Consider the following 20275-nt stretch of genomic DNA (forward strand, 5'->3'; position numbering starts at 1 on the left):
GGCTTCCCTCACTGAACCAGAAGAATTGTGATCACAGTCAGCACGACCGACCCGATGACGCAGGCCCAGCCCAGCTTTTCCGCCGTGGGCACGTCCAGCCCGTGGCCCGCATCGAAGTAGATGTGCCGCAAGCCCGCCAGGTAGTGATACCATACCGCCCAAAGCGACCCGGTGAACACCAGGTCCCCGAACCAGCTGGTCGCCACTGCATTGGCCGTTGCGAAATACGCATCCGACGTCGCCGCGGCCAGCAGCCACCACACCCCCAGCACCACCCCCGCCACCAGCGCATGTCCGGTGATCCGCGTCAGGATCGAGCTGACCGCCGTCATCTGGATGCGGTAGACCTGCAGATGCGGAGACAGGGGGCGGGATACGGGCGCGGCCCGCTTGACGTCTGCCATGATCGATCCTCACGTCTGGCGGCGCGGGTCCATCGGGCCAGCGCCAGGCTGTCGTTCGCTGTCCTGCATAGCGCGGATTTTGCGCGTGTCACGCAGGGATTGCCGCAACTGCAACATGTTGTCGCTATCATGCGCGGATTTCTTTGCTTTGTGATCACGACTTTCAGAGGCGTGATCACAGCACGGGCCAACCGCGACTCAGCGCGGCACCAGCGCCCAGTAGTCCAAGTCCAGAAGCACCTCGGGCAGGTATTTCCCGTCCGTCCCGCGCAACTCGCCCACCTTGCCCTTCGTCGCCACCAGCCGCAGCCGCAGCGCCCCCACGGAGGGCACCGCAGTTTCCGCCCGGTCCAGCACCTCCGACCAGGCCCTGACCGTATCCCCCGCAAAACACGGGTTCGCATGCGCCCCTGCGTTCAGCGCGACGATCATCTGCGCGTTCGCCAGCCCGTTGAACGACAGCGCGCGGGCCAGCGAGATCACATGCCCGCCATAGATCAGCCGCCGCCCATCCTCGCGCTGGCCCACGTCGAAATGCACCTTTGACGTGTTCTGCCAAAGCCGCGTCGCCAGCATGTGCTCGGCTTCCTCGATGGTCACCGCATCGACATGGTCGATCACCTCGCCGAAGGCGTAGTCGCCCCAGCGATGCGGCTCCCCCGACAGCCCGAAATCATGGCGCGAAAAATCCAGCCCCTCCGGTACCACCAGCGCCTCAGCCGAAACCACCGACGCCAGCTCCGGTACTGCCACCGGCACCACGACCTCCCGCCGCCGCTTGCGCACCATCACCCAGCGGACATACTCCAATACCGCCTCGCCATGCTGGTTGATCCCGCGCGTCCGCACCCAGACCACCCCCGTCGCGCCCGACGAGGTCTCTTTCAACCCGATCACCTCGGACTCCGACCGCAGCGTATCCCCTGGCCAGACCGGCCGCAGCCAGCGCCCCTCGGCATAGCCAAGGTTTGCCACCGCATTCAGGGAGATGTCCGGTACCGTCTTGCCAAACACCGTATGGAAGGCGATCAGGTCGTCCAGCGGGCTCGCCTTCAGGCCAACCGACCGCGCGAATTCGTCGGACGAATACAGGGCCCCCCGCGCCGGATACAAAGCGTGGTACAGCGCCCGCTCCCCCGCCCCGACCGTGCGCGGCACCGCATGGGCAATCACTTCGCCCAGGGTGTAATCTTCGAAGAACCGCCCCGGATTCGTCTTCATTGCTCGCCCAACTTCACATCCGGGTGGTACTCGCCCTCCACCTCCTTCACCACCGCCTGCCCGCAGCGCATCACGCCATTGGCCGCGTCAAAGGCATAGGTGGGTCCGCCATGCAGCTCCCATCCCTTGTTCAAGGCCGCCGTCACCTTGTGACAGAAGGCCGATGTGTCATCCGCACTCAGAAACCGATAGAGCTTCATCTTCCCCAAACCTCAGACAATTCGACTAAAATTGTCTTGCCCATGCCTCAAATACTCCGCGGGGGGTTTGGGGGGCGCGAAGCCCCCCAATACTCCGTCAGCCCCAGGGCGGCACCCCCAGCCAGTTGTGCACCAGCATCACCACGCCCATCACCACGACTGCACCCACCACGGCCCCGATCTCCTTGCCCACTGGCGCGGGCTCCGGCAGCGGCCCCCTCGGCTCGGCCTTGTTGATCAGGATCACCGACACCACGGCCCAGGCCAGGATCCCGCCAAACAGTACGATCGAGGCAAGGTCGCCGTTCACCAGCAGATGCGCGACAGCCCAGGTCTTCACCGCCGTCAGCTGCGGATGCCGGATGACCCGGGTGATCCGCGTTTTCATGCCCGATGCCGCGTACAGGTAGAAGGCGAACAGCATCAACAGGTTGTTCACATGCACCAGAAACCGTGGCGGGTCCCAGACCGGCACGAACTCCGCCCCGTCGATCCCCAGCCAGACGCTGCCGCGGAAGCCGACCACCATCAGCACCACGCCCGCCAGCACCAGCGCCGTGACGATCCCCTTCCCCGGCTCGCCAAAGCGCGCCCGCGATGCCGGAGCCATCCGCTTCCACAGATGCGCCGCCCACCACAGCGCCAAACCCAGTACGATCAGTGTCATCGAAGGCCTCCAGCCGGTTCATCGGCCGCACCCTGCCCCTAAACCGCAAACGCCGCAATTGCCTCGGCCTTGCGGATCAGGGCCTGCGCTGTCGCCGCATGCAGGTTCTCGACGATCTTCCCGTCGACGACCGCAACCCCCTGCCCACGCATCCGCGCCTCGGAATAGGCCGCGATCTGACGACGGGCCAGCGCAACCTCTTCCTCAGACGGAGCGAACACCGCGTTCGCGACCTCCAGCTGCGCCGGGTGGATCAGCGTCTTGCCGTCGAAACCCATGTCGCGCCCCTGCTCACATTCGGCCCGCAGACCCGCCTCGTCCTTGAACGCGTTGAAAACGCCATCCACGATGACCTTGCCTTCGGCCCGCGCCGCCAGCACGCAAGTGCCCAGACCCGCCATCAGCGGCAACCGGTCGGCCCGGAACCGCGCGCCCAGCTCCTTGGCCAGGTCATTGGTCCCCATGACCATCCCCTCCAGCCGGGGATGCGCCGCAATCTCCCCGGCATTCAGGCATCCTTTCGCCGTCTCCAGCATCGCCCATAGCGGAGCCTTGACCTTCCCCGCCACCGCATCCAGATCGGCCGCCGAATTCACCTTCGGCAGCAAGACCGCATCCACCCCCGGATGCCCCCCGAAGGCCGCGAGGTCCCCCTCAGCCCACTCGGTCCCAAGGCCATTGACCCGCACGATCCGCGCCCGCGGCCCATAGTCGGTGTCGCCGAGGCCCGAGGCCAGCACCTCCCGCGCCCGCACCTTCTCCTCGGGCGACACCGCATCTTCCAGATCGAAGATGATCGCATCAGCAGCCAACTCCCGCGCCTTCTCCAGAGCCCGCTCACGCGAGGCGGGAATATACAGGACAGACCGATAGGGACGCGCCACGACTCACCTCCGCGCAACATTCTTGCGCTTGAAAGCACGGATCGGACACAAACGGCAAGCCCAATTTCGCCGCAATGCAGAAACTCCTTGGCACCCGCAGCGCCGACTCGCCCCGTTAACCGCCTGTCAGCCTGATCCCGGCAGCCTTTCCTGCATCCCGAACGCCAGAAAGGCCCGCCCATGACCCAGCAAATGTTCACCCTCTCCTTCGGCCTCGCTGCCGTCCTTGCCGTCCCCCAGATCGTCCACTCCGCCCCGCAATGCGACAGCCGCGAGGCGGTCATCTCGCTTCTTGCCGACCGCTACGGCGAAACCCGTCGCTCGGTCGGGATCGCCGGTCAGGCCGCCGTGATGGAGCTTTTCGCTTCCCAAGAAACCGGCACCTGGTCGATCACCATGACGCTCCCCCACGGCATGATGTGCCTGATGGCTTCGGGCTCGAACTACGAGACGGTGACCGAAGAACTGCCCGCCAGGGGCGACCCGGCCTGATCTGGCTCGCAGCGCTTGCAGGCCCGGAACCCCGCCGCCTCACACGCGTCGACCGTCGCCCGGAACTCCACGTTCTTCTGGAGCGGCGTCCGCGCCGGGCAGGTCATCCGGCAGAAGATCCCGGTGGTCTTCACACAGACCAGGACCCCGAGAAACCGACCGTCCCGCGCCACCAGCGACGCATAAAGCTCATCCGCATCCGGCATCCTCTCGACCTCCGCAATCCTGGCGTACCGCCTGCCACCCCGCGTCCCCTCTCCCCACCGGGGGAGAGGGCCAGGGTGAGGGGGCAGACCGGCAAAGCATGGCAGGATCGCACGGGAACGTCAGCACCCGCAGACTGGAACCCGCAAGAACCGGGTCAGATCACCGCCCGTGCCCCGTCCCAGATCAGCTTCAGCGAAATCAGGAACAGCGCCCAGGTCACCAGCCGGTAGAACAGCTTCTCCGGCATCCGCCGCACCATCCGCACCCCAGCGAATACCGCAATCACCGCCGGGATGCTCAGCACCGCCGCGACCTTCAGATTGCCGAGGTTCAACTGACCCAAGGCGTAATAGGGCACCAGCTTCACCGCGTTGATGATCGCGAAGGCAATCGTCGAGGTCCCGGCGAACACCGCCTTCGGCATGCCCAGGGGCAGCGTGTAGACCTGATAGGGCGGTGCACCGGCATGGCTGACGAAACTCGTGAACCCTGCCACGCCGCCCCAGAACATCCCCGGCGCCACCTCCGCCCGCTTCGGTTCCCCCCCCACCGGGCGCCGCAGGACCAGGTTCAGCGCAAAGGCCAGCCCGATCACCCCCACCAACAGCGTGACCGCCGCCTCCGACACGATCGAGGCCGTAGCCCAGCCTACGCCCACCCCGACGATCGCCGCCGGCACCACGATGCCCAGCACCCGCCGGTCGAACTCATGGCGGTAGGCGTACAGCCCGAACATGTCGGACACGACAAAGACAGGAAGCAGCATCCCCGCCGCGACCACCGGGTTCATCACCAGCGCCATCACCGGCACCGCCAGCATGCCAACGATGGGAATCCCGCCCTTGCCCATCCCCACCATCGCGGCAGCCGCCACGGCCGCCACCCAGAACCAGACTTCTTCCATCGCGCCCTCCACCGGCGTTACCGCTAACCCCTCCGACCTCCGACCGAAAGCGCGATTTTTTAGCATACAATGGTATACAACGCGCCGCCCAAGGCTGGACAGCCGCCCGATTAGCCGCTACCCCTCTGGCCGATTCACCCGAACCAGGAGGCTCCCATGGCCAGACCCAAGATCGCCCTCATCGGCGCCGGTCAGATCGGCGGCACGCTTGCGCATCTGATCGCGCTCAAGGAACTGGGCGACGTCGTCCTGTTCGACATCGCCGAGGGCACGCCGCAGGGCAAGGCCCTGGACCTCGCGCAGTCCGGCCCGGTCGAAGGCTTCGACGCCTCGCTCACCGGCACCAACACCTACGCCGACCTTGCGGGCGCCGATGTCTGCATCGTCACCGCCGGTGTCCCCCGCAAACCGGGGATGAGCCGCGACGACCTTCTGGGCATCAATCTCAAGGTGATGAAGTCCGTGGGCGAAGGCATCAAGGCCAACTGCCCGAACGCCTTCGTGATCTGCATCACCAACCCGCTGGACGCGATGGTCTGGGCGCTGCGCGAATTCTCGGGCCTCCCGCACAACAAGGTCATCGGCATGGCCGGCGTCCTCGACTCTGCCCGCTTCCGCCACTTCCTTGCCGTAGAATTCAACGTCTCGATGAAGGACGTCACTGCCTTCGTCCTTGGCGGCCACGGCGACACGATGGTGCCTTCCGTCCGTTATTCGACCGTCGGCGGCATCCCCCTGCCCGACCTCGTCGCGATGGGTTGGACCACGCAGGAAAAGCTTGACGCCATCGTCCAGCGTACCCGCGACGGCGGGGCGGAAATCGTCGGCCTCCTCAAGACCGGCTCCGCCTTCTACGCCCCCGCGGCCAGCGCCGTCGAAATGGCCGAAGCCTACCTCAAGGACCAAAAACGCCTCCTCCCCTGCGCCGCCCACGTCAAGGGCGCCTATGGGCTTGACGGCATGTATGTCGGCGTTCCGGTCATCATCGGCGCGGGCGGGGTCGAGCGTGTGGTCGAAGTGAAGCTCGACGCTTCCGAGAAGACCATGTTCGACAAGTCCGTCGACGCCGTGAAGGGCCTCGTGACCGCCTGCAAGGGCATCGACCCGACGCTGGCCTAAGGCCGAACCTGTGCCAAAGGACGCGCGGCCAGTGTGCCCCGCGTCCTTCGGTCTTCATCCCAGCAGCTGCGCCCAGAACGCCACCTTCGTGACCAGGGCCACCGCAAACGCTCCCACCAGCAGCCAGAACAGCCGTGTGCGCTTGCGACGGGCGGCGAAAAGCTGACGGTCAAGCGCGGGCCACACATCCGGGGCTTCGACCGAAACGAATTCCGCATTCAGATCGGCAAGCCTGTCCTCCCACTGCTCGGCCAACAGCCGCATTGTCCCATTTCCCTCGACCAGCGCAGCCGCAGCACGTCGCGCCTCAGCATCAAGAAGACCCAGGACATATTCCGCAGCCAGAAGGTCCAGGTCGTCGCGCGGGATCGCTTCAGCCATCGACGCAGTCCTTCAGCGCGCTCAACCCCCTCCGCAGCCAGGTGCGGATCGTGTTCAGGGGCGTGCTCATCCGCTCGGCAAGGTCCTCGTAGCTCGCACCCTCCAGATAGGCCATCCGGATCGCCTGCGCGCGTTTCGGGTCAAGCTTTTCCAGACAGGACATCAGCTTTCGAACTTCCCCTCCGATGATTGCCCGGCGCTCTGGCGTCGGTGCACGGTCGCGAATTTCCGGTAGATCATCTGTCACCACTTCGGCCCGGCGTTTGCGGGCCCGCATCAGGTCTATCGCGTGGTTCCGGGCGATCGAGATCATCCAGACTTCTGCCGGTCCCCGGTCCGGATCAAAGCTCTTCGCCCGCAGCCAGACCCGTGCGAACGTCACCTGCAATGCATCCCGCGCCTGATCCCGGTCCCGCAGCATGGCCAGCAACACTCCGTAAAGCCTTGCACTGCTCGCATCGACCAACCTCTTGAAATCCCGCTGACTTCCCCGCTTCGTCGCCAGCATTAGCGCATCAAGATCAGAGGGTGATGCAATTTTCTGCATTTATGCCCGGTTCAGGTCAACTTTACGCTGCAATCGTCAGCAAGTTTCACCCTGTGGGAGAAATTATCAAGGACACGTCTCTGCAATCTGACTTGTTGGAGGAAGATGATGAACGAAGACCTCTTCACGAAGTACGGCACGATCCTGAAAGTTGTCGGCGTGATCTTTGTCGGAATGCACATTCCCCTGATCCTCGCGGCCTTGGTATGGCTTGGCATCGGCCAGTCAGAGCCCAAGATCCTGATGCTCTCCGTCCTCGGTGGCACTGTTGCAGGCCTGCTGATCTCGGTTGCGGGAATACTGTCAGTCTTGCGGTCGCGCGGGCTGGTTCTCGCCTGAAATCGGGTGGACAGATCGGCATTCGGCTGGACAAGCCGCAATCGGAACTCAAGCGCCGGACAATGCTGTCGTTCCTGAAGGCTATCACGGCCTGATCTGCAAATCCATCTCAGCGACCAGAGGCTGAAGCCGCTCCACACGGACCGCCCGCCGGGTGTTTGCTTGGGACGCGCAATCGCGCTGAAAGCCCTCAAATGCCCTTACGGGATTCAAAGCCTTTGGCTTTCGGGGCACAGCATTTGATCCACTCCTCAATGCTGGCAGTCCTCAGCCAATACTTCCCAACTCCTTAATTCATTCGCCTAATCCCCTGAAATCTCTCACTCCCCGCTTCTGTCCACCGTGGACACTCCCACACCCCCTTGCCCCCCGCCCGCAAATCCGGCATCCCACCCCTCAAACCCCACTCCCCGGAGGCCCCCGATGGACTACTCGAAATCCGGCAACCCCAAGGGCGCCCGCAGCACTCTTCGCGGCCCCGACCACGCCCAGAAGGGCGCTCCCAAGGCAGTGAAGCCCCCGCGCGAGACGCCGGAACAGCTCCTCGCCCGCATGAAGGCCGCCGCCGCGAAGAAGGACGACAAGGCCTGACCCGGCTCAAGTCCCCCTACCTCGCCCCCGGCTTCTATGACGAGGCCATCGCGAAGGGCCGCCATCGCGACATCGTCGGCGGCCGCTGGGACGAGACGGGGCGCGTCCAGATGACCGCCCTCCTCGACCACGGGATGACCCCCGACGACTTCCTTCTCGACATCGGATGCGGCGCGCTCAGGCTCGGCCACAAGGCCGTCCCCTACCTGAAACCCGGACACTACTGGGGTACCGACGCCTCCCTCGCCCTGATGCGGCACGGGCGGCTCACCGAACTCCCCGACCCCGCGCGCCTCCCCGAAGACCACCTGGTTCAGGACGCCACCTTCGCCTTCCCGACCGTCCCCGATACCATCACGCTGGCCATCGCCTTCGGCGTCTTCACCCATCTCCCCCACGCCGACCTGCAGACCGCGCTGACCAACCTCCGCCGCTTCCCCAATCTCCGCAGCGTGCTTTTCACGGTGTTTCTCTCTGACGACCCCTGCCCCACACGCCAGCCCGACGGCGTCGTCACCCACCCCGACCGCCCGCCCTACCATGTCGCCGAAGAACGCATCGTCCAGACCGTAGCCGAGGCTGGCTTCACCGCCAGCCGCTCCGCCCAGCTTCTGCCCCGAGGTCAGGTGCTCTGGGCCGCCGTGCCGCCCCAGATTCCATAGGTTTTCCGCATGTAGTCGACGCAGGCGGTGTTGGCCTGCGGCCGGTTGCTGCCTTCGATCACCGCCGAATACAGCGGCGCCGTACGGGACAACGGCAGGATCGCCTGCGCCAGGTTCAACCGCTGATCCGCCCAGATCGGCACTCCGCGGCGGGCGAGGTGGCCCGACAGCCAGACATCGTCGACCGACCAGATCACCGGCGGAATGTCGAACGCCGCATCGTCCAGCATTTCGGGACTAAGCGCGACGCCCGCATACCCCTCGGCAATGTCGACAAAGCCCGATGCGTCCAGCTTGCGGAACTTCGGCAGCAGCTTGACCCTGCCGGGCCGTGCCGGAACGATACCTTCGACAATCGCCCTGCCCAGACGGCGCAGGTGAAAGCCGATCTGCTCCTGATAGCCCGGCGCGATCCGGGCGGTCGGCGTCGGCCGCGGTGCAGACCACGGCCGCCCCATCCGCTCGACCGTGGTCGCCGCCGCACAAACCGCCGCCTCGGGATGTTCGCGCCGAACGTCCAGGAACCGCTGCGCCCAGTTCTTGGCGTAATGGTGGTCATCGTCGGCGTACAAGAGGTCCACTCCCTGCCCACTCCACTTCCGCGCGGCGGGCAGCACCTTGGTTGCGGGTCCATGGTCCGCCTCTATCCGTACGATGGTCACCCCCTCGGGCACTTCGGGCAGTCCGCCGCCCCATTCGGGAAACCGGCGATAACTGGCGGGAATGTAAAGCTCGACCGCCTCTGGCCGCGAGGTCTGCCGCACCAGCGAGGCCAGGGTGGGGCCGATCTGGGTAAAACGCGGCGGGATCGTCGACAAGGTGATGACATGGCGCATGCGGGACTTCTAGCCAGCAGGTTGGTGGGGGTAAAGCCCACCGGACCCCTGCGGCGAACCTGACTTGCGCCCGGCACCATTGCCCCCCAGACTCAACCCATCTGCACAGGAGTCCCCATGCGCACCCTCGCCCTCGCCCTCGCCCTCCTCCTCGCCACGCCCGTCGCAGCCGAGACCTTGTCCGAGGAAATCGCCCGCACCGGTCTTGCGCCCACCGAAGCCCGCCTCGCTGCCCTCACCGCCCCCACCAACGAAGACCTCTTCGCCCTCGCGGGCTTGCGCTTCCTCGGCGGTGTCGAACAGGCGCTGCAACTGCGCTGGAAGACCGGGGTCAAGGCCGACTGGTCGGAACTCCCGATCCTCCGCCTGCCGATCCCGGAAAACCCGAACGCCATCCCCTTCCAGGCTGCCGACTTCACCGCCCTGATCCGCAACCTCGACGCGGACATGGACGCCTCACGTGAAGCCTTGGCGCAACTCGGCGACAAGCCCTTCTCGCTCCCGATCCGCGTTGCCGACCTCTGGTTCGACATCAACGCGAATGGCACCCGCGAGGAAGGCGAAAGCCTGGCCGAAGTCACCGGCATGGCGCTTGGCGGCGGGCGCGGCATGGGCGTCGCCGTCGAAGACCCGGTCATCACCTTCGACACCGCCGACGCCGCCTGGCTCTCGGCCTACACCCATTTCCTGTCCGGTTTCGCCTCCACCGCGCTCGCCTACGACCCCGAACCGGCGATCCAGCGCGTGATCGACTCGTCCAGGGAAATCTACGCCCTCTGGGGCCCCACCCCGCCCCACAACGCGATGGACATGATGTTCGGCCGCCAGGTCGACCGCGCCGCGATGGTCCTCATCGCCCTCTCCAAGACCCCCGACAAGAGCCTCGCGCAGGACGCCTACGGCCATTTCCTGTCGATGATCGAAGAGAACCGCCGCTTCTGGTCGCTCGTCGCCCTGGAAACCGACAACACGGGCGAATGGGTACCGAACGATACCCAGGTCTCCGGCCTTGGCCTCAGGATGCCCCCCGGCACCGGCGAACGCTGGCAGGCGGTCCTTGCCGACGCCGAAAAGGCGCTGAATGGCGAACTCCTCATCCCCCATTGGCGCTTTGGGGCCGAGGCCGGGATCAACCTGAAAAAGGCCTTCGAGAACCCGCCCGCCGTCGACCTCGTCACCTGGATTCAGGGCGAAGGCCTCCTGCCCTACGCCGAGAAAGGCCCGCAGATGGGCGGCCAAGCCTGGCGCGACTTCGAGGACATCGTCCAGGGCGACGCGATGCTCTTCGCCGTCTTCCTGAACTAAAGCCATTCACCTGTTCACAAATATCCCCGCCGGAGGCAAATCCCGAGGCTCTGTGCGTCCTTCACGCGCAGAGCCGAGACAGAAGGTCTTCGCGCCGCAAGGCGCTCAATTTGACAACCGCCCCAACCCGCGCGGCGCTCACAGCCCGGCGATCACCGTCTCCAGCGTCGCCACCAGCTTGTCGGCGATCTCGTCCAACTCGGCATCCGTCGCATTGAACGGCGGCGCGAGGATCACCGTATCCCCCGCCGCCCCATCGACATGCCCGCCCGAAGGATAACAGATCAACCCGCGCCGCAAGCCTTCCGCCCGGATGCGCCCATTCACCCCCAGGCTCGCATCAAACGGGGCCTTCGTCTCCGGGTCCGCCACCAGCTCGACCCCGATGAAATACCCCCGCCCCCGCACATCGCCGACCTGCTGCAGATGCGCCATCCTCGCGCGCAGATCAGCCTGCCAGCGTGGCCCCTTGTCCCGGATACGCGCCAGCAGGCCCTCCTCGGCCACGATCTTCTGCACCGCCACGCCCGCTGCGAGACAGGCCGTGTGCCCGGTATAGGTATGCCCGGTCAGCGGCCCGCCATGCCCCGCCGCCATCACATCCGCGATCTCCTGGGTGTAGACCGCTGCCCCCAAGGGCAGGTAGCCCCCCGACAGCGACTTCGCCACCGTGATGATGTCCGCCGTGATCCCGTCCTCTTCGGAGGCGCGCCAGACCCCGGTCCGGCCCGAGCCACACATCACCTCATCGCAGATCACCAGCACCCCGTGCCGCCGACAAACCTCCGCCACCGCGCGGCCATACCCCTCCGGCGCAGGCAACGCCCCCCCGGCCGCCCCGACAACCGGCTCGAAGATGAACGCCGCCACCGTCTCGGGCCCCAGCCGGACGATCTCCGCCTCCAGCTCGGCCGCCAGATGGGCCACCAGCCCCTCCCGCGTGACGCCCGAAGGCAGCCGATAGGCATTCGCCGCACTCACCCGCCCGACCGAGGGCAAGGCCCCCGCAAAGGCGCGCTGCCGGTCCTCGAACCCCGAAAGCGCCGTCGCCATCAGCGTGTTCCCATGCCAGGACCGCTTCCGCGCGATGAACTTCACCCGCCCCGGCTCACCCCGGTCAAAGTGATACTGCAACGCGATCTTCACCGCACTTTCCACCGCCTCCGACCCGCTGGTCGTGTAGACCATGTCGGCCAGCCCCGTGGCCTTGCAGATGATCTCGCTCATCTCCTCCAGCGGATCCGTGGTGAACAGATAGCGATAGCCATAGGCCACCTTCTCCATCTGCCGCGCCACCGCCTCGTTCACCCTTGGGTCGCCATGCCCAATGGAAAACACCGCCGGCCCGCCCGAGCCGTCGATGTACTGCCGCCCGTCCACATCCCACAGATAGACCCCCCGCCCGTGGCTGATCTTCGGCAGGGTGCCTTGAGTGATGTCGTTCGCACTGGGGCGCGGCATGGCGGTCTCCTTCTCTTCCGCTACAGCCTTCGCAATCCCCTCGAACCTTGTCAATCTGGCCACCTGCAGGGTGATTCGGCGGCGAGTCTGGCGTTACCGCAACCATGTGATCACAATTTTCCGTCGTGTGATCACAGCCTCAAAGCCTGTGATCACATCCGTCACTTTCCCGGCATTTCCTGCGCATTTCAGGCATTTGGCGTTTGGCCTGTTCGCCAACCCATGCCAGAACGCCCCTGACCAATCCCGGCCGTCAAAGGGGCGCTCCATGAACATCCACGAATACCAGGCCAAGGCACTGCTGCGCAGCTACGGCATCCCGGTCAGTGACGGCCGCGTCGTCCTCAAGGCCGAGGACGCCAAGACCGCCGCCGGAGAGCTTGACGGCCCGCTTTGGGTGGTGAAGTCGCAGATCCACGCCGGGGGCCGCGGCAAGGGCCACTTCAAGGAACCCGAAGCCGGAGAAAAGGGTGGCGTGCGCCTCGCCCGCTCGGTCGGTGAAGCCGCTGAATTCGCCCGCCAGATGCTGGGCCGCACCCTCGTCACCATCCAGACCGGCCCCGCGGGCAAGCAGGTCAACCGGATCTACATCGAAGACGGCTCCGACATCGACCGCGAATTCTACCTGGCCTTCCTGATCGACCGTCAGACCTCCCGCATCTCGATCGTCGCTTCGACCGAAGGCGGCATGTCGATCGAGGACGTCGCCCACGACACCCCGGAAAAGATCCACACCTTCACCATCGACCCGGCCACCGGCCTGCAGGACTTCCACGGCCGCCGCGTGGCCTTTGCGCTCGGCCTTTCCGGCGCCCAGGTCAAGTCCTGCGTCGCCATCGTCAAGAACCTCTACCGGCTGTTCGTCGACAAGGACATGGACATGCTGGAGATCAACCCCTTCTGCGTGCTGAAGGACGGCACCCTCCGCCTTCTGGACGCCAAGATGGGCTTTGACGGCAACGCGATCTACCGCCACCCCGACATCGCCGCCCTGCGGGACGAGACCGAGGAAGACCCGAAGGAACTCGCCGCCTCCAAGTTCGACCTGAACTACATCGCGCTGGATGGCGAGATCGGCTGCATGGTCAACGGCGCGGGGCTGGCGATGGCCACGATGGACATCATCAAGCTCTACGGGGCCGAGCCCGCCAACTTCCTGGATGTCGGCGGCGGGGCCACCAAGGAAAAGGTGACCGAGGCCTTCAAGATCATCACCTCCGACCCGCAGGTGAAGGGCATCCTCGTCAACATCTTCGGCGGCATCATGCGCTGCGACATCATCGCCGAGGGCGTGATCGCGGCGGTCAAGGAAGTCGGCCTCAAGGTCCCGCTGGTCGTGCGCCTCGAAGGCACGAACGTCGAGTTGGGCAAGAAGATCATCAACGACTCGGGCCTGAACGTCATCGCGGCCGACGACCTGTCGGATGCCGCCCAGAAGATCGTCAAAGCGGTGAAAGGCTGAAGCTCATGTCCGTTCTCGTCAACAAGAACACCCGCGTCATCTGCCAGGGCTTCACCGGCTCGCAGGGTACCTTCCACTCCGAACAGGCCATCGCCTACGGGACGCAAATGGTCGGCGGCGTGACCCCCGGCAAGGGCGGGACCGAGCATCTCGGCCTCCCCGTCTTCGACAGCGTCCATGAGGCTGTGGCCAAGACCCAAGCCGATGCCACTGCGATCTACGTCCCCCCGCCCTTCGCCGCCGACTCGATCCTGGAAGCCATCGACGCCGAGATCCCGCTGATCGTCTGCATCACCGAAGGCATCCCGGTCCTCGACATGATGAAGGTCAAGCGAGCCCTCATCAACTCGAAGTCCCGCCTGATCGGCCCGAACTGCCCCGGCGTCCTGACCCCCGGCGAATGCAAGATCGGCATCATGCCGGGCTCGATCTTCTCCAAGGGCTCGGTCGGGGTTGTGTCGCGCTCCGGCACCCTTACCTATGAGGCCGTGAAACAGACCACCGACGTCGGCCTCGGCCAATCCACCGCCGTTGGCATCGGCGGCGACCCGATCAAGGGCACCGAACACATCGACGTGCTCGAGATGTTCCTGGCCGACCCCGACACCCACTCGATCATCATGATCGGCGAGATCGGCGGTTCGGCGGAAGAGGACGCCGCCCAGTTCCTCGCGGACGAAAAGAAGAAGGGCCGCTGGAAGCCCACCGCCGGTTTCATCGCCGGCCGCACCGCCCCCCCCGGTCGCCGCATGGGCCACGCCGGGGCCATCGTCGCCGGCGGCAAGGGTGACGCGGAATCGAAGATCCAGGCCATGCTCAGCGCCGGGATCGTGGTGGCCGACAGCCCGGCGGGCCTCGGTGAAGCCGTGCTGAAGGCGATCAAGGGCTAGCATGGGACAGGACGGACAGATTGGGGTCGTGACCGGAACGCTCACTTGGGCGCTTTGTGTCTCGACCTACAACCGCGTCGACCTGCTCGAGGTCTGCGTGCGCCATGCGCTTGCCCAGACCCGCCTGCCCTCCGAGATCGTCATCGTGGATGCCAGCCCAGACTGGGACGGCAACAGCCGCCGGATCGTCCCCATGGCCGAGGCTGCCGGCGTGCCTATCCAATACCTGCCCGCCCCGAAGAAGTCGCTTCCCGCCCAGCGCAACCATGGCATCAAGGCCGCCTCGGCCGATATCCTGTTCCTGATCGACGACGACGCCTTCCTGCACAGCGATTGCGCCGAAGCCATCATGGCGGTCTACGAGGCCGACCGCGACCAGCGCGTCGCGGCGGTCTCGGCCAGCGATGCCCCGCTGACAGGCGCCGATGGCCCAGCCGCGGGCGTGGCCGCCGCCGGAAAGACCGGCGCGTCCAAGGCCCGGCTGACCGAAGTCATCCTGTCGCGCTCAAGTCTGGCGCGCTTTCTCTGGGTCGAGCTTCTGATGATGTCGGCCGACCGCGTGTTCATTCCTTACGATGGCCGCTGGCACGTCCCGGACGAAGCAACCGTGGCCGCCAGCGGCCTGGGTCCGATCCATGCGGTGAAGACAATCGGTGGCTATCGCATGACGGTCCGCCGCGCGATGGCGCTGGCGGAACCCTTCGACAACGACCTGCTCGCCTATGCCTCGGCGGAAGACCTGGATGCGACCTATCGCTTCTCCCGCCATGGCTGGATCGTTCAGGCGCAGGACGCCAGAATCTACCATCACGAGGCGATGGCCGGGCGGCTGAAGCGTGAACAATCGACCATGCTGGGCGTTCTGAACGTAGCCTTCCTGCTGCGAAAGCACTCGAACACGCCAGTCAGAAGCATGATCCAGTTCTACGTGATGCTCCTGCGCCGCCTGAACGCCGAGTTTCTCAAAGACCTGTTGTCGCGGCGCTGGGCGTTCCGGCAGTTCCGTACCATGTGTGCGGCGGTCCCGGTCACGTTGGGCATCATGCGCCAGGACCGGTCCACCCTTGGCCCATACTATGCCCCAATCCAGCGCCGGGTGCTGGGCCTCCCGCCACTCTCGCAGCCATGACCCGCCCCTCAACCCTCTGACGTCCGCAACCCGCCTCTTCCGTTCCTCAACTCCGGCGAATTTCCTCATGATCGACCAATCGCCCATCGCCGCCATCGCCGCACCTCGCGGCGGCGGATCCGGCAGCGCCGGATCGGCCGGGTCGGTCTGTGAGGTTCCTGCCGGTCCGCCGCAGCTCTGCTGCCAGCGCCTCACGATTGTCGGCGGCAGCGACAGTCCCTCCTGCTCCGCCTCAGTCGGTCGCAAGCGCCTCGTAGACCCGCGCCGTGAGCTTGGCCGAGTCGAAGTCATCGACTGCCTTTTGCCGCGCCGCCAAGCGTATGCCCGCAGCCAGCCCCAGCGTCCCGACCAACCGGCGCAGCGCGTCGGTCAGCGCCGTGATATCGCCGGGCGGGACCAGAAGGCCCTGCTTGCCGTCCTCGATCATGTCGGGCGTCCCGCCGACGCGCGAGCAGATCACCGGCAGGCCAGTTGCCATGGCCTCCATGACCGACACCGGCGCGGCCTCGCCCAGGCTTGCCAGTACCTTGATGTCGCACCTCTGCATCAGCGCCGCCACCTCGTCCCCGGAAAGCGGGCCGAGCAGCTGCACCGCATCCTCCAGCTGCAACCGGGCGATTGCCTCGCGGATCTCGGTTTCGGCTTGTCCGCTACCGGCGATCAGGTAGCGCAGGTCATAGCCTTCGTCGCGCAGGCGGCGGACAGCTTCCAGAACCTGGACATGGCCCTTTCCGGGATGCAGCCGCGCGATCGTGCAGAGGGTCCAGGTATCGCCCGGTGCGCGATCCGGGCGCTCCACCCAGCCGAACCGGTCGATGTCGATGCCCATGGACAACGCCGAGACGGGACGCCCCGGACAAAGATCGGCAATTTCCGCGGCCAGGGCCCGGGTCACCGCAAAGATATGACGGGCGTTCTCGCCCTTGAGGGTGATGTCCCCGCCCCAGTCCTGGGTCGCACCATGGAGGGTCAGGCTGTAGGGCAGCGCGCAGGCGCGTTCGGCGATGGCGGCGACATGGGCAGCGTCGCCGAAGGAATGCAGATGGACCAGATCCGCGTTGCGCGCCTTGGCCAGCCTGATCAGCCGCGCGGCGCTGGGCAACAGGACCAGACGGCGCAACCAGCCGCGCATCCCGCCAGCCCTGGCACGCGCCAAGTAGCGCAGCATCCTCAGCGTTTGCACCGGATGCAGCACGAGATAGCCAAGATCACCAGCGGCGGGCGGGAACAGCGTCTCGAACTCACCGCCGGCGCGTGTCAGGATCGCCTCGGAAAAGTATTGCGGCGCCGGGCGGCGCGTGGAGACAAAGCCGACCCTCACGCCAAGCGCGGCAAAATCGCGTCCCTGGTCAACGATATAGGTCTGCCACGGCGCCGGAAACTCGGCGGAAAGGACAAGCAGGCTTTTTATCGGCATGAGAACGACCTGAAAAAAGGAATCCGCAGTGGTATGGCCCGTAGATCAAATGGCGCCTACCACATTGAAACACTTCTGTTAAGCAGCGATTTCCCTGTCGGGGCGCTGCTCGTCAAGACGTCAGAAAGTCCCCAGCCGGCCCGCGATTGCCAGAGGAATGGAGCCAGAGCATGACCGATCAATCCCCGAACGCCCAGTTCCAGGCATCCTCCTTCATGGATGGCGCCAATGCCGATTACATAGACCAGCTCGCGGCGCGCCATGCCGCCGATCCGGCTTCGGTCGATCCGCAATGGGCCGAATTCTTCCGCGCCCTCGGCGACAGCGAGCTTGACGCCAAGCGCGCCGCTTCCGGCCCCTCCTGGGCGCGTGCCGACTGGCCGCCCCAGCCGGCCGACGACCTGACCGCCGCGCTGACCGGCGAATGGGCCGCACCCCCTCCGGCCAAGGAAGCCAAAGCCGCCGGCGCGAAGATCGCCGCCAAGGCCGCCGAGGCGGGCGTCCAGCTGTCCGACGAACAGATCCAGCGCGCCGTCCTCGATTCCATCCGCGCCCTGATGATCATCCGCGCCTACCGGATCCGTGGCCACCTCGCCGCCGATCTCGACCCGCTCGGCCTGGCCGAGCGCGGCAGCCACCCGGAACTCGATCCGGCCTCCTACGGCTTTGCCGAAGCTGACATGGACCGCCCGATCTTCATCGACAACGTGCTGGGCCTGACCCACGCCTCGATGCGCCAGATCATCGACATCGTCCGGCGCACCTACTGCGGCACCTTCGCGCTGCAGTACATGCACATCTCCGACCCCGAGCAGGCCGCCTGGCTGAAGGAACGGATCGAAGGTTACGGCAAGGAAATCGCCTTCACGCGCGAAGGCCGCAAGGCGATCCTCAACAAGCTGGTCGAGGCCGAGGGCTACGAAAAGTTCCTTCATGTCAAATACATGGGCACCAAACGCTTTGGCCTTGACGGGGCCGAGGCGGTGATCCCCGCAATGGAACAGATCATCAAGCGCGGCGGCGCGCTGGGGGTGAAGGAAATCATCATCGGCATGCCGCACCGGGGCCGCCTGAACATCCTCGCCAACGTGATGCAAAAGCCCTACCGGGCGATCTTCCACGAATTCCAGGGCGGCAGCTACAAGCCCGAGGACGTCGATGGCTCCGGCGACGTGAAGTACCACCTCGGCGCCTCCAGCGACCGGGAGTTTGACGGCAACAAGGTCCACCTGTCGCTGACCGCCAACCCCTCGCACCTTGAAGCGGTGAACCCGGTGGTGCTGGGCAAGGTCCGCGCCAAGCAGGACCAGCTGAACGACACGGCTGAACGCATCGCGGTCCTGCCGATCCTCCTGCATGGTGACGCGGCCTTCGCCGGTCAGGGCGTCGTCGCGGAATGCCTGCAACTGTCGGGCATCAAGGGCCACCGCACCGGCGGCTGCATCCACATCATCGTCAACAACCAGATCGGCTTCACCACCGCCCCGGCCTTCAGCCGCAGCTCTCCGTATCCCACGGACATCGCCCTGATGGTCGAGGCGCCGATCTTCCACGTCAACGGCGACGACCCCGAGGCCGTGGTCCACGCCGCCAAGGTCGCGACCGAGTTCCGCCAGAAGTTCCACAAGGACGTGGTCATCGACATCTTCTGCTACCGCCGCTTCGGTCACAACGAAGGCGACGAGCCGATGTTCACCAACCCGGCGATGTACAACCGCATCCGCAAGCAGAAGACCACGCTGCAGCTCTACACCGACCGCCTCGTCGCCGACGGCCTCATCCCCGAAGGCGAAATCGAAGACATGAAGGCCGCCTTCCAGGCCCGCCTGAACGAGGAATTCGAGGCTGGCAAGGCCTTCCTGCCGAACAAGGCCGACTGGCTGGATGGCCGCTGGAAGAACCTCCAGACCAAGGACCTGAACAACTACCAGCGCGGCGAAACCTGGATCAAGCCCGAGACCCTGGCCGAGATCGGTGCCGCGCTGACCCGCGTCCCGGACGGCTTCGACATGCACAAGACCGTCGCGCGCCAGCTGGACGCCAAGAAGGAAATGTTCGCCAAGGGCCAGGGCTTCGACTGGGCCACGGCCGAGGCGCTGGCCTTCGGCTCGCTCCAGACCGAAGGCTTTGCCGTGCGCCTTTCGGGGCAGGATTGCACCCGTGGCACCTTCTCGCAGCGCCACTCCGGCTGGATCGACCAGACGACCGAGGAACGCCACTATCCCCTGAACCACATCCGCCCCGGCCAGGCGCGGTATGAGGTCATCGACTCGATGCTGTCCGAATACGCCGTCCTCGGCTTCGAATACGGCTACTCGCTGTCCGAACCGAACGCGCTGACCCTCTGGGAAGCCCAGTTCGGCGACTTCGCCAACGGCGCGCAGATCATGATCGACCAGTTCATCAACTCGTCGGAATCGAAGTGGCTGCGGATGTCGGGCCTCGTGATGCTCCTGCCGCACGGCTACGAAGGCCAGGGCCCGGAGCACTCCTCCGCCCGTCTGGAACGCTTCCTGCAACTCAGCGCCGAGGACAACTGGATCGTCGCCAACTGCACGACCCCGGCGAACTACTTCCACATCCTGCGCCGCCAGCTGCATCGGACCTACCGCAAACCGCTGGTCCTGATGACGCCCAAGTCGCTCCTGCGGCATCCGATGGCGATCAGCCGGGCCGAGGATTTCACCGACGGTTCCACCTTCCACCGCGTTCTCTGGGACGATGCGCAGAAGGGCAACTCGACCCTGAAGCTGAAGGCCGACGACAAGATCAAGCGCGTCGTCCTCTGTTCCGGCAAGGTCTACTACGACCTTCTCGCCGAACGCGACGCGCAAGGGCTGGAGGACACCTACCTCCTCCGCGTCGAACAACTGTACCCGGTGCCCACGATCTCGCTGACCCAGGAACTCGGCCGCTTCCCCAAGGCCGATTTCGTCTGGTGCCAGGAGGAACCCAAGAACCAGGGCGCCTGGTCCTTCATCGAGCCCGAGATGGAGGTGATCCTGACCAAGCTGCGCGGCAAGGCCACCCGGATGTCCTACGCCGGCCGCAAGGCCAGCGCCTCGCCCGCCACCGGCCTCGCCTCCCGCCACAAATACGAACAGCAACAACTCGTCGCCCAGGCCCTGGGCCTGAACTGACCTCGAAGACCGGAGAA

Annotated in this window: 22 protein-coding genes; 10 read left to right on the forward strand and 12 right to left on the reverse strand. The window is 65.7% G+C overall.

What is annotated here, in order from left to right; genetic code table 11:
* Nucleotides 1-8 precede the first annotated feature (8 nt).
* The 5 genes from sdhC to E8M84_RS11225 form a co-directional block, all read right to left on the reverse strand.
* Nucleotides 9-404 (reverse strand): succinate dehydrogenase, cytochrome b556 subunit, encoded by a 396-nt coding sequence (gene sdhC, locus E8M84_RS11205; RefSeq protein ID WP_137111283.1) that lies wholly within the window; start codon nt 402-404, stop codon nt 9-11.
* A 198-nt stretch (nt 405-602) separates the two neighbouring features.
* Nucleotides 603-1625: a MaoC family dehydratase gene (locus E8M84_RS11210; RefSeq protein WP_137111284.1), complete on the reverse strand. Its 1023-nt coding sequence runs from the start codon at nt 1623-1625 to the stop codon at nt 603-605.
* On the reverse strand, nt 1622-1825 hold the full coding sequence (locus E8M84_RS11215) for a DUF1737 domain-containing protein (RefSeq protein ID WP_137111285.1): 204 nt from the start codon (nt 1823-1825) through the stop codon (nt 1622-1624). The genes E8M84_RS11210 and E8M84_RS11215 overlap by 4 nt, the downstream gene beginning before the upstream one ends.
* A 97-nt stretch (nt 1826-1922) precedes the next feature.
* Nucleotides 1923-2492: an NnrU family protein gene (locus E8M84_RS11220; RefSeq protein WP_137111286.1), complete on the reverse strand. Its 570-nt coding sequence runs from the start codon at nt 2490-2492 to the stop codon at nt 1923-1925.
* A gap of 38 nt (nt 2493-2530) precedes the next feature.
* The gene (locus E8M84_RS11225; protein WP_137111287.1) at nt 2531-3376 is read right to left on the reverse strand and encodes a CoA ester lyase; all 846 of its coding nucleotides are present in this window, start codon (nt 3374-3376) and stop codon (nt 2531-2533) included.
* A 180-nt stretch (nt 3377-3556) separates the two neighbouring features.
* On the opposite strand from E8M84_RS11225, the gene E8M84_RS11230 reads away from it, so the two are divergent.
* Nucleotides 3557-3868: a hypothetical protein gene (locus E8M84_RS11230; RefSeq protein WP_240790358.1), complete on the forward strand. Its 312-nt coding sequence runs from the start codon at nt 3557-3559 to the stop codon at nt 3866-3868.
* Here the strand turns inward: E8M84_RS11230 and E8M84_RS11235 are convergent.
* Nucleotides 3820-4074 carry an Ada metal-binding domain-containing protein gene (locus E8M84_RS11235; protein ID WP_137111288.1) on the reverse strand — a complete coding sequence of 85 codons (255 nt, stop codon included), beginning with the start codon at nt 4072-4074 and terminating at the stop codon, nt 3820-3822. The two genes, E8M84_RS11230 and E8M84_RS11235, sit on opposite strands and share 49 nt — an antisense overlap.
* Nucleotides 4075-4229: 155 nt before the next feature.
* The gene (locus E8M84_RS11240; protein ID WP_137111289.1) at nt 4230-4979 is read right to left on the reverse strand and encodes a sulfite exporter TauE/SafE family protein; all 750 of its coding nucleotides are present in this window, start codon (nt 4977-4979) and stop codon (nt 4230-4232) included.
* Between the two features lie 156 nt (nt 4980-5135).
* Here E8M84_RS11240 and mdh point away from each other — a divergent pair, with 156 nt between their 5' ends.
* Complete coding sequence (gene mdh / locus E8M84_RS11245) at nt 5136-6098, forward strand: malate dehydrogenase (protein WP_137111290.1); 963 nt, start codon at nt 5136-5138, stop codon at nt 6096-6098.
* Nucleotides 6099-6152: 54 nt separating this feature from the next.
* On the opposite strand, the gene E8M84_RS11250 is transcribed toward mdh, so the two are convergent.
* Nucleotides 6153-6479: a hypothetical protein gene (locus tag E8M84_RS11250; protein ID WP_137111291.1), complete on the reverse strand. Its 327-nt coding sequence runs from the start codon at nt 6477-6479 to the stop codon at nt 6153-6155.
* Nucleotides 6472-7026 carry a sigma-70 family RNA polymerase sigma factor gene (locus E8M84_RS11255; RefSeq protein ID WP_137111292.1) on the reverse strand — a complete coding sequence of 185 codons (555 nt, stop codon included), beginning with the start codon at nt 7024-7026 and terminating at the stop codon, nt 6472-6474. The genes E8M84_RS11250 and E8M84_RS11255 overlap by 8 nt, the downstream gene beginning before the upstream one ends.
* Nucleotides 7027-7134: 108 nt before the next feature.
* Here E8M84_RS11255 and E8M84_RS11260 point away from each other — a divergent pair, with 108 nt between their 5' ends.
* The 3 genes from E8M84_RS11260 (at nt 7135) to E8M84_RS11265 (ending at nt 8618) form a co-directional block, all read left to right on the forward strand.
* Complete coding sequence (locus tag E8M84_RS11260; protein ID WP_137111293.1) at nt 7135-7365, forward strand: hypothetical protein; 231 nt, start codon at nt 7135-7137, stop codon at nt 7363-7365.
* Between the two features lie 423 nt (nt 7366-7788).
* Nucleotides 7789-7956: a hypothetical protein gene (locus tag E8M84_RS21440; RefSeq protein WP_170971945.1), complete on the forward strand. Its 168-nt coding sequence runs from the start codon at nt 7789-7791 to the stop codon at nt 7954-7956.
* 110 nt (nt 7957-8066) lie between these two features.
* Nucleotides 8067-8618 carry a class I SAM-dependent methyltransferase gene (locus E8M84_RS11265; RefSeq protein WP_240790359.1) on the forward strand — a complete coding sequence of 184 codons (552 nt, stop codon included), beginning with the start codon at nt 8067-8069 and terminating at the stop codon, nt 8616-8618.
* On the opposite strand, the gene E8M84_RS11270 is transcribed toward E8M84_RS11265, so the two are convergent.
* On the reverse strand, nt 8579-9454 hold the full coding sequence (locus tag E8M84_RS11270; protein ID WP_137111294.1) for a glycosyltransferase family 2 protein: 876 nt from the start codon (nt 9452-9454) through the stop codon (nt 8579-8581). The two genes, E8M84_RS11265 and E8M84_RS11270, sit on opposite strands and share 40 nt — an antisense overlap.
* 117 nt (nt 9455-9571) lie before the next feature.
* Here E8M84_RS11270 and E8M84_RS11275 point away from each other — a divergent pair, with 117 nt between their 5' ends.
* A complete protein-coding gene (locus E8M84_RS11275) occupies nt 9572-10759 on the forward strand; it encodes a hypothetical protein (protein ID WP_137111295.1) in 1188 nt (395 codons plus the stop codon).
* Nucleotides 10760-10897: 138 nt separating this feature from the next.
* Here the strand turns inward: E8M84_RS11275 and E8M84_RS11280 are convergent, their stop codons facing one another.
* Nucleotides 10898-12220: an aspartate aminotransferase family protein gene (locus E8M84_RS11280; RefSeq protein ID WP_137111296.1), complete on the reverse strand. Its 1323-nt coding sequence runs from the start codon at nt 12218-12220 to the stop codon at nt 10898-10900.
* 268 nt (nt 12221-12488) lie between these two features.
* Between E8M84_RS11280 and sucC the strand changes: the two genes are divergently transcribed.
* Genes sucC through E8M84_RS11295 form a run of 3 tightly spaced genes read left to right on the forward strand, consistent with a single transcriptional unit; the run spans nt 12489 to nt 15701 of the window.
* Nucleotides 12489-13682 (forward strand): ADP-forming succinate--CoA ligase subunit beta, encoded by a 1194-nt coding sequence (gene sucC, locus E8M84_RS11285; protein ID WP_137111297.1) that lies wholly within the window; start codon nt 12489-12491, stop codon nt 13680-13682.
* A gap of 5 nt (nt 13683-13687) precedes the next feature.
* Complete coding sequence (gene sucD / locus E8M84_RS11290; RefSeq protein ID WP_137111298.1) at nt 13688-14572, forward strand: succinate--CoA ligase subunit alpha; 885 nt, start codon at nt 13688-13690, stop codon at nt 14570-14572.
* Between the two features lies 1 nt (nt 14573).
* Nucleotides 14574-15701, forward strand: coding sequence for a glycosyltransferase family 2 protein (locus E8M84_RS11295; protein WP_137111299.1), 1128 nt, complete (start codon nt 14574-14576; stop codon nt 15699-15701).
* A 232-nt stretch (nt 15702-15933) separates the two neighbouring features.
* On the opposite strand, the gene E8M84_RS11300 is transcribed toward E8M84_RS11295, so the two are convergent.
* Nucleotides 15934-17118: a glycosyltransferase family 4 protein gene (locus E8M84_RS11300; RefSeq protein ID WP_137111300.1), complete on the reverse strand. Its 1185-nt coding sequence runs from the start codon at nt 17116-17118 to the stop codon at nt 15934-15936.
* Between the two features lie 170 nt (nt 17119-17288).
* Here E8M84_RS11300 and E8M84_RS11305 point away from each other — a divergent pair, with 170 nt between their 5' ends.
* The gene (locus tag E8M84_RS11305; protein WP_137111301.1) at nt 17289-20258 is read left to right on the forward strand and encodes a 2-oxoglutarate dehydrogenase E1 component; all 2970 of its coding nucleotides are present in this window, start codon (nt 17289-17291) and stop codon (nt 20256-20258) included.
* The last annotated feature ends 17 nt before the right edge of the window (nt 20259-20275 follow it).

The sequence above is a fragment of the Rhodobacter sp. SY28-1 genome, assembly GCF_005222785.1.
In the GTDB taxonomy this organism is placed as follows: domain Bacteria; phylum Pseudomonadota; class Alphaproteobacteria; order Rhodobacterales; family Rhodobacteraceae; genus Tabrizicola.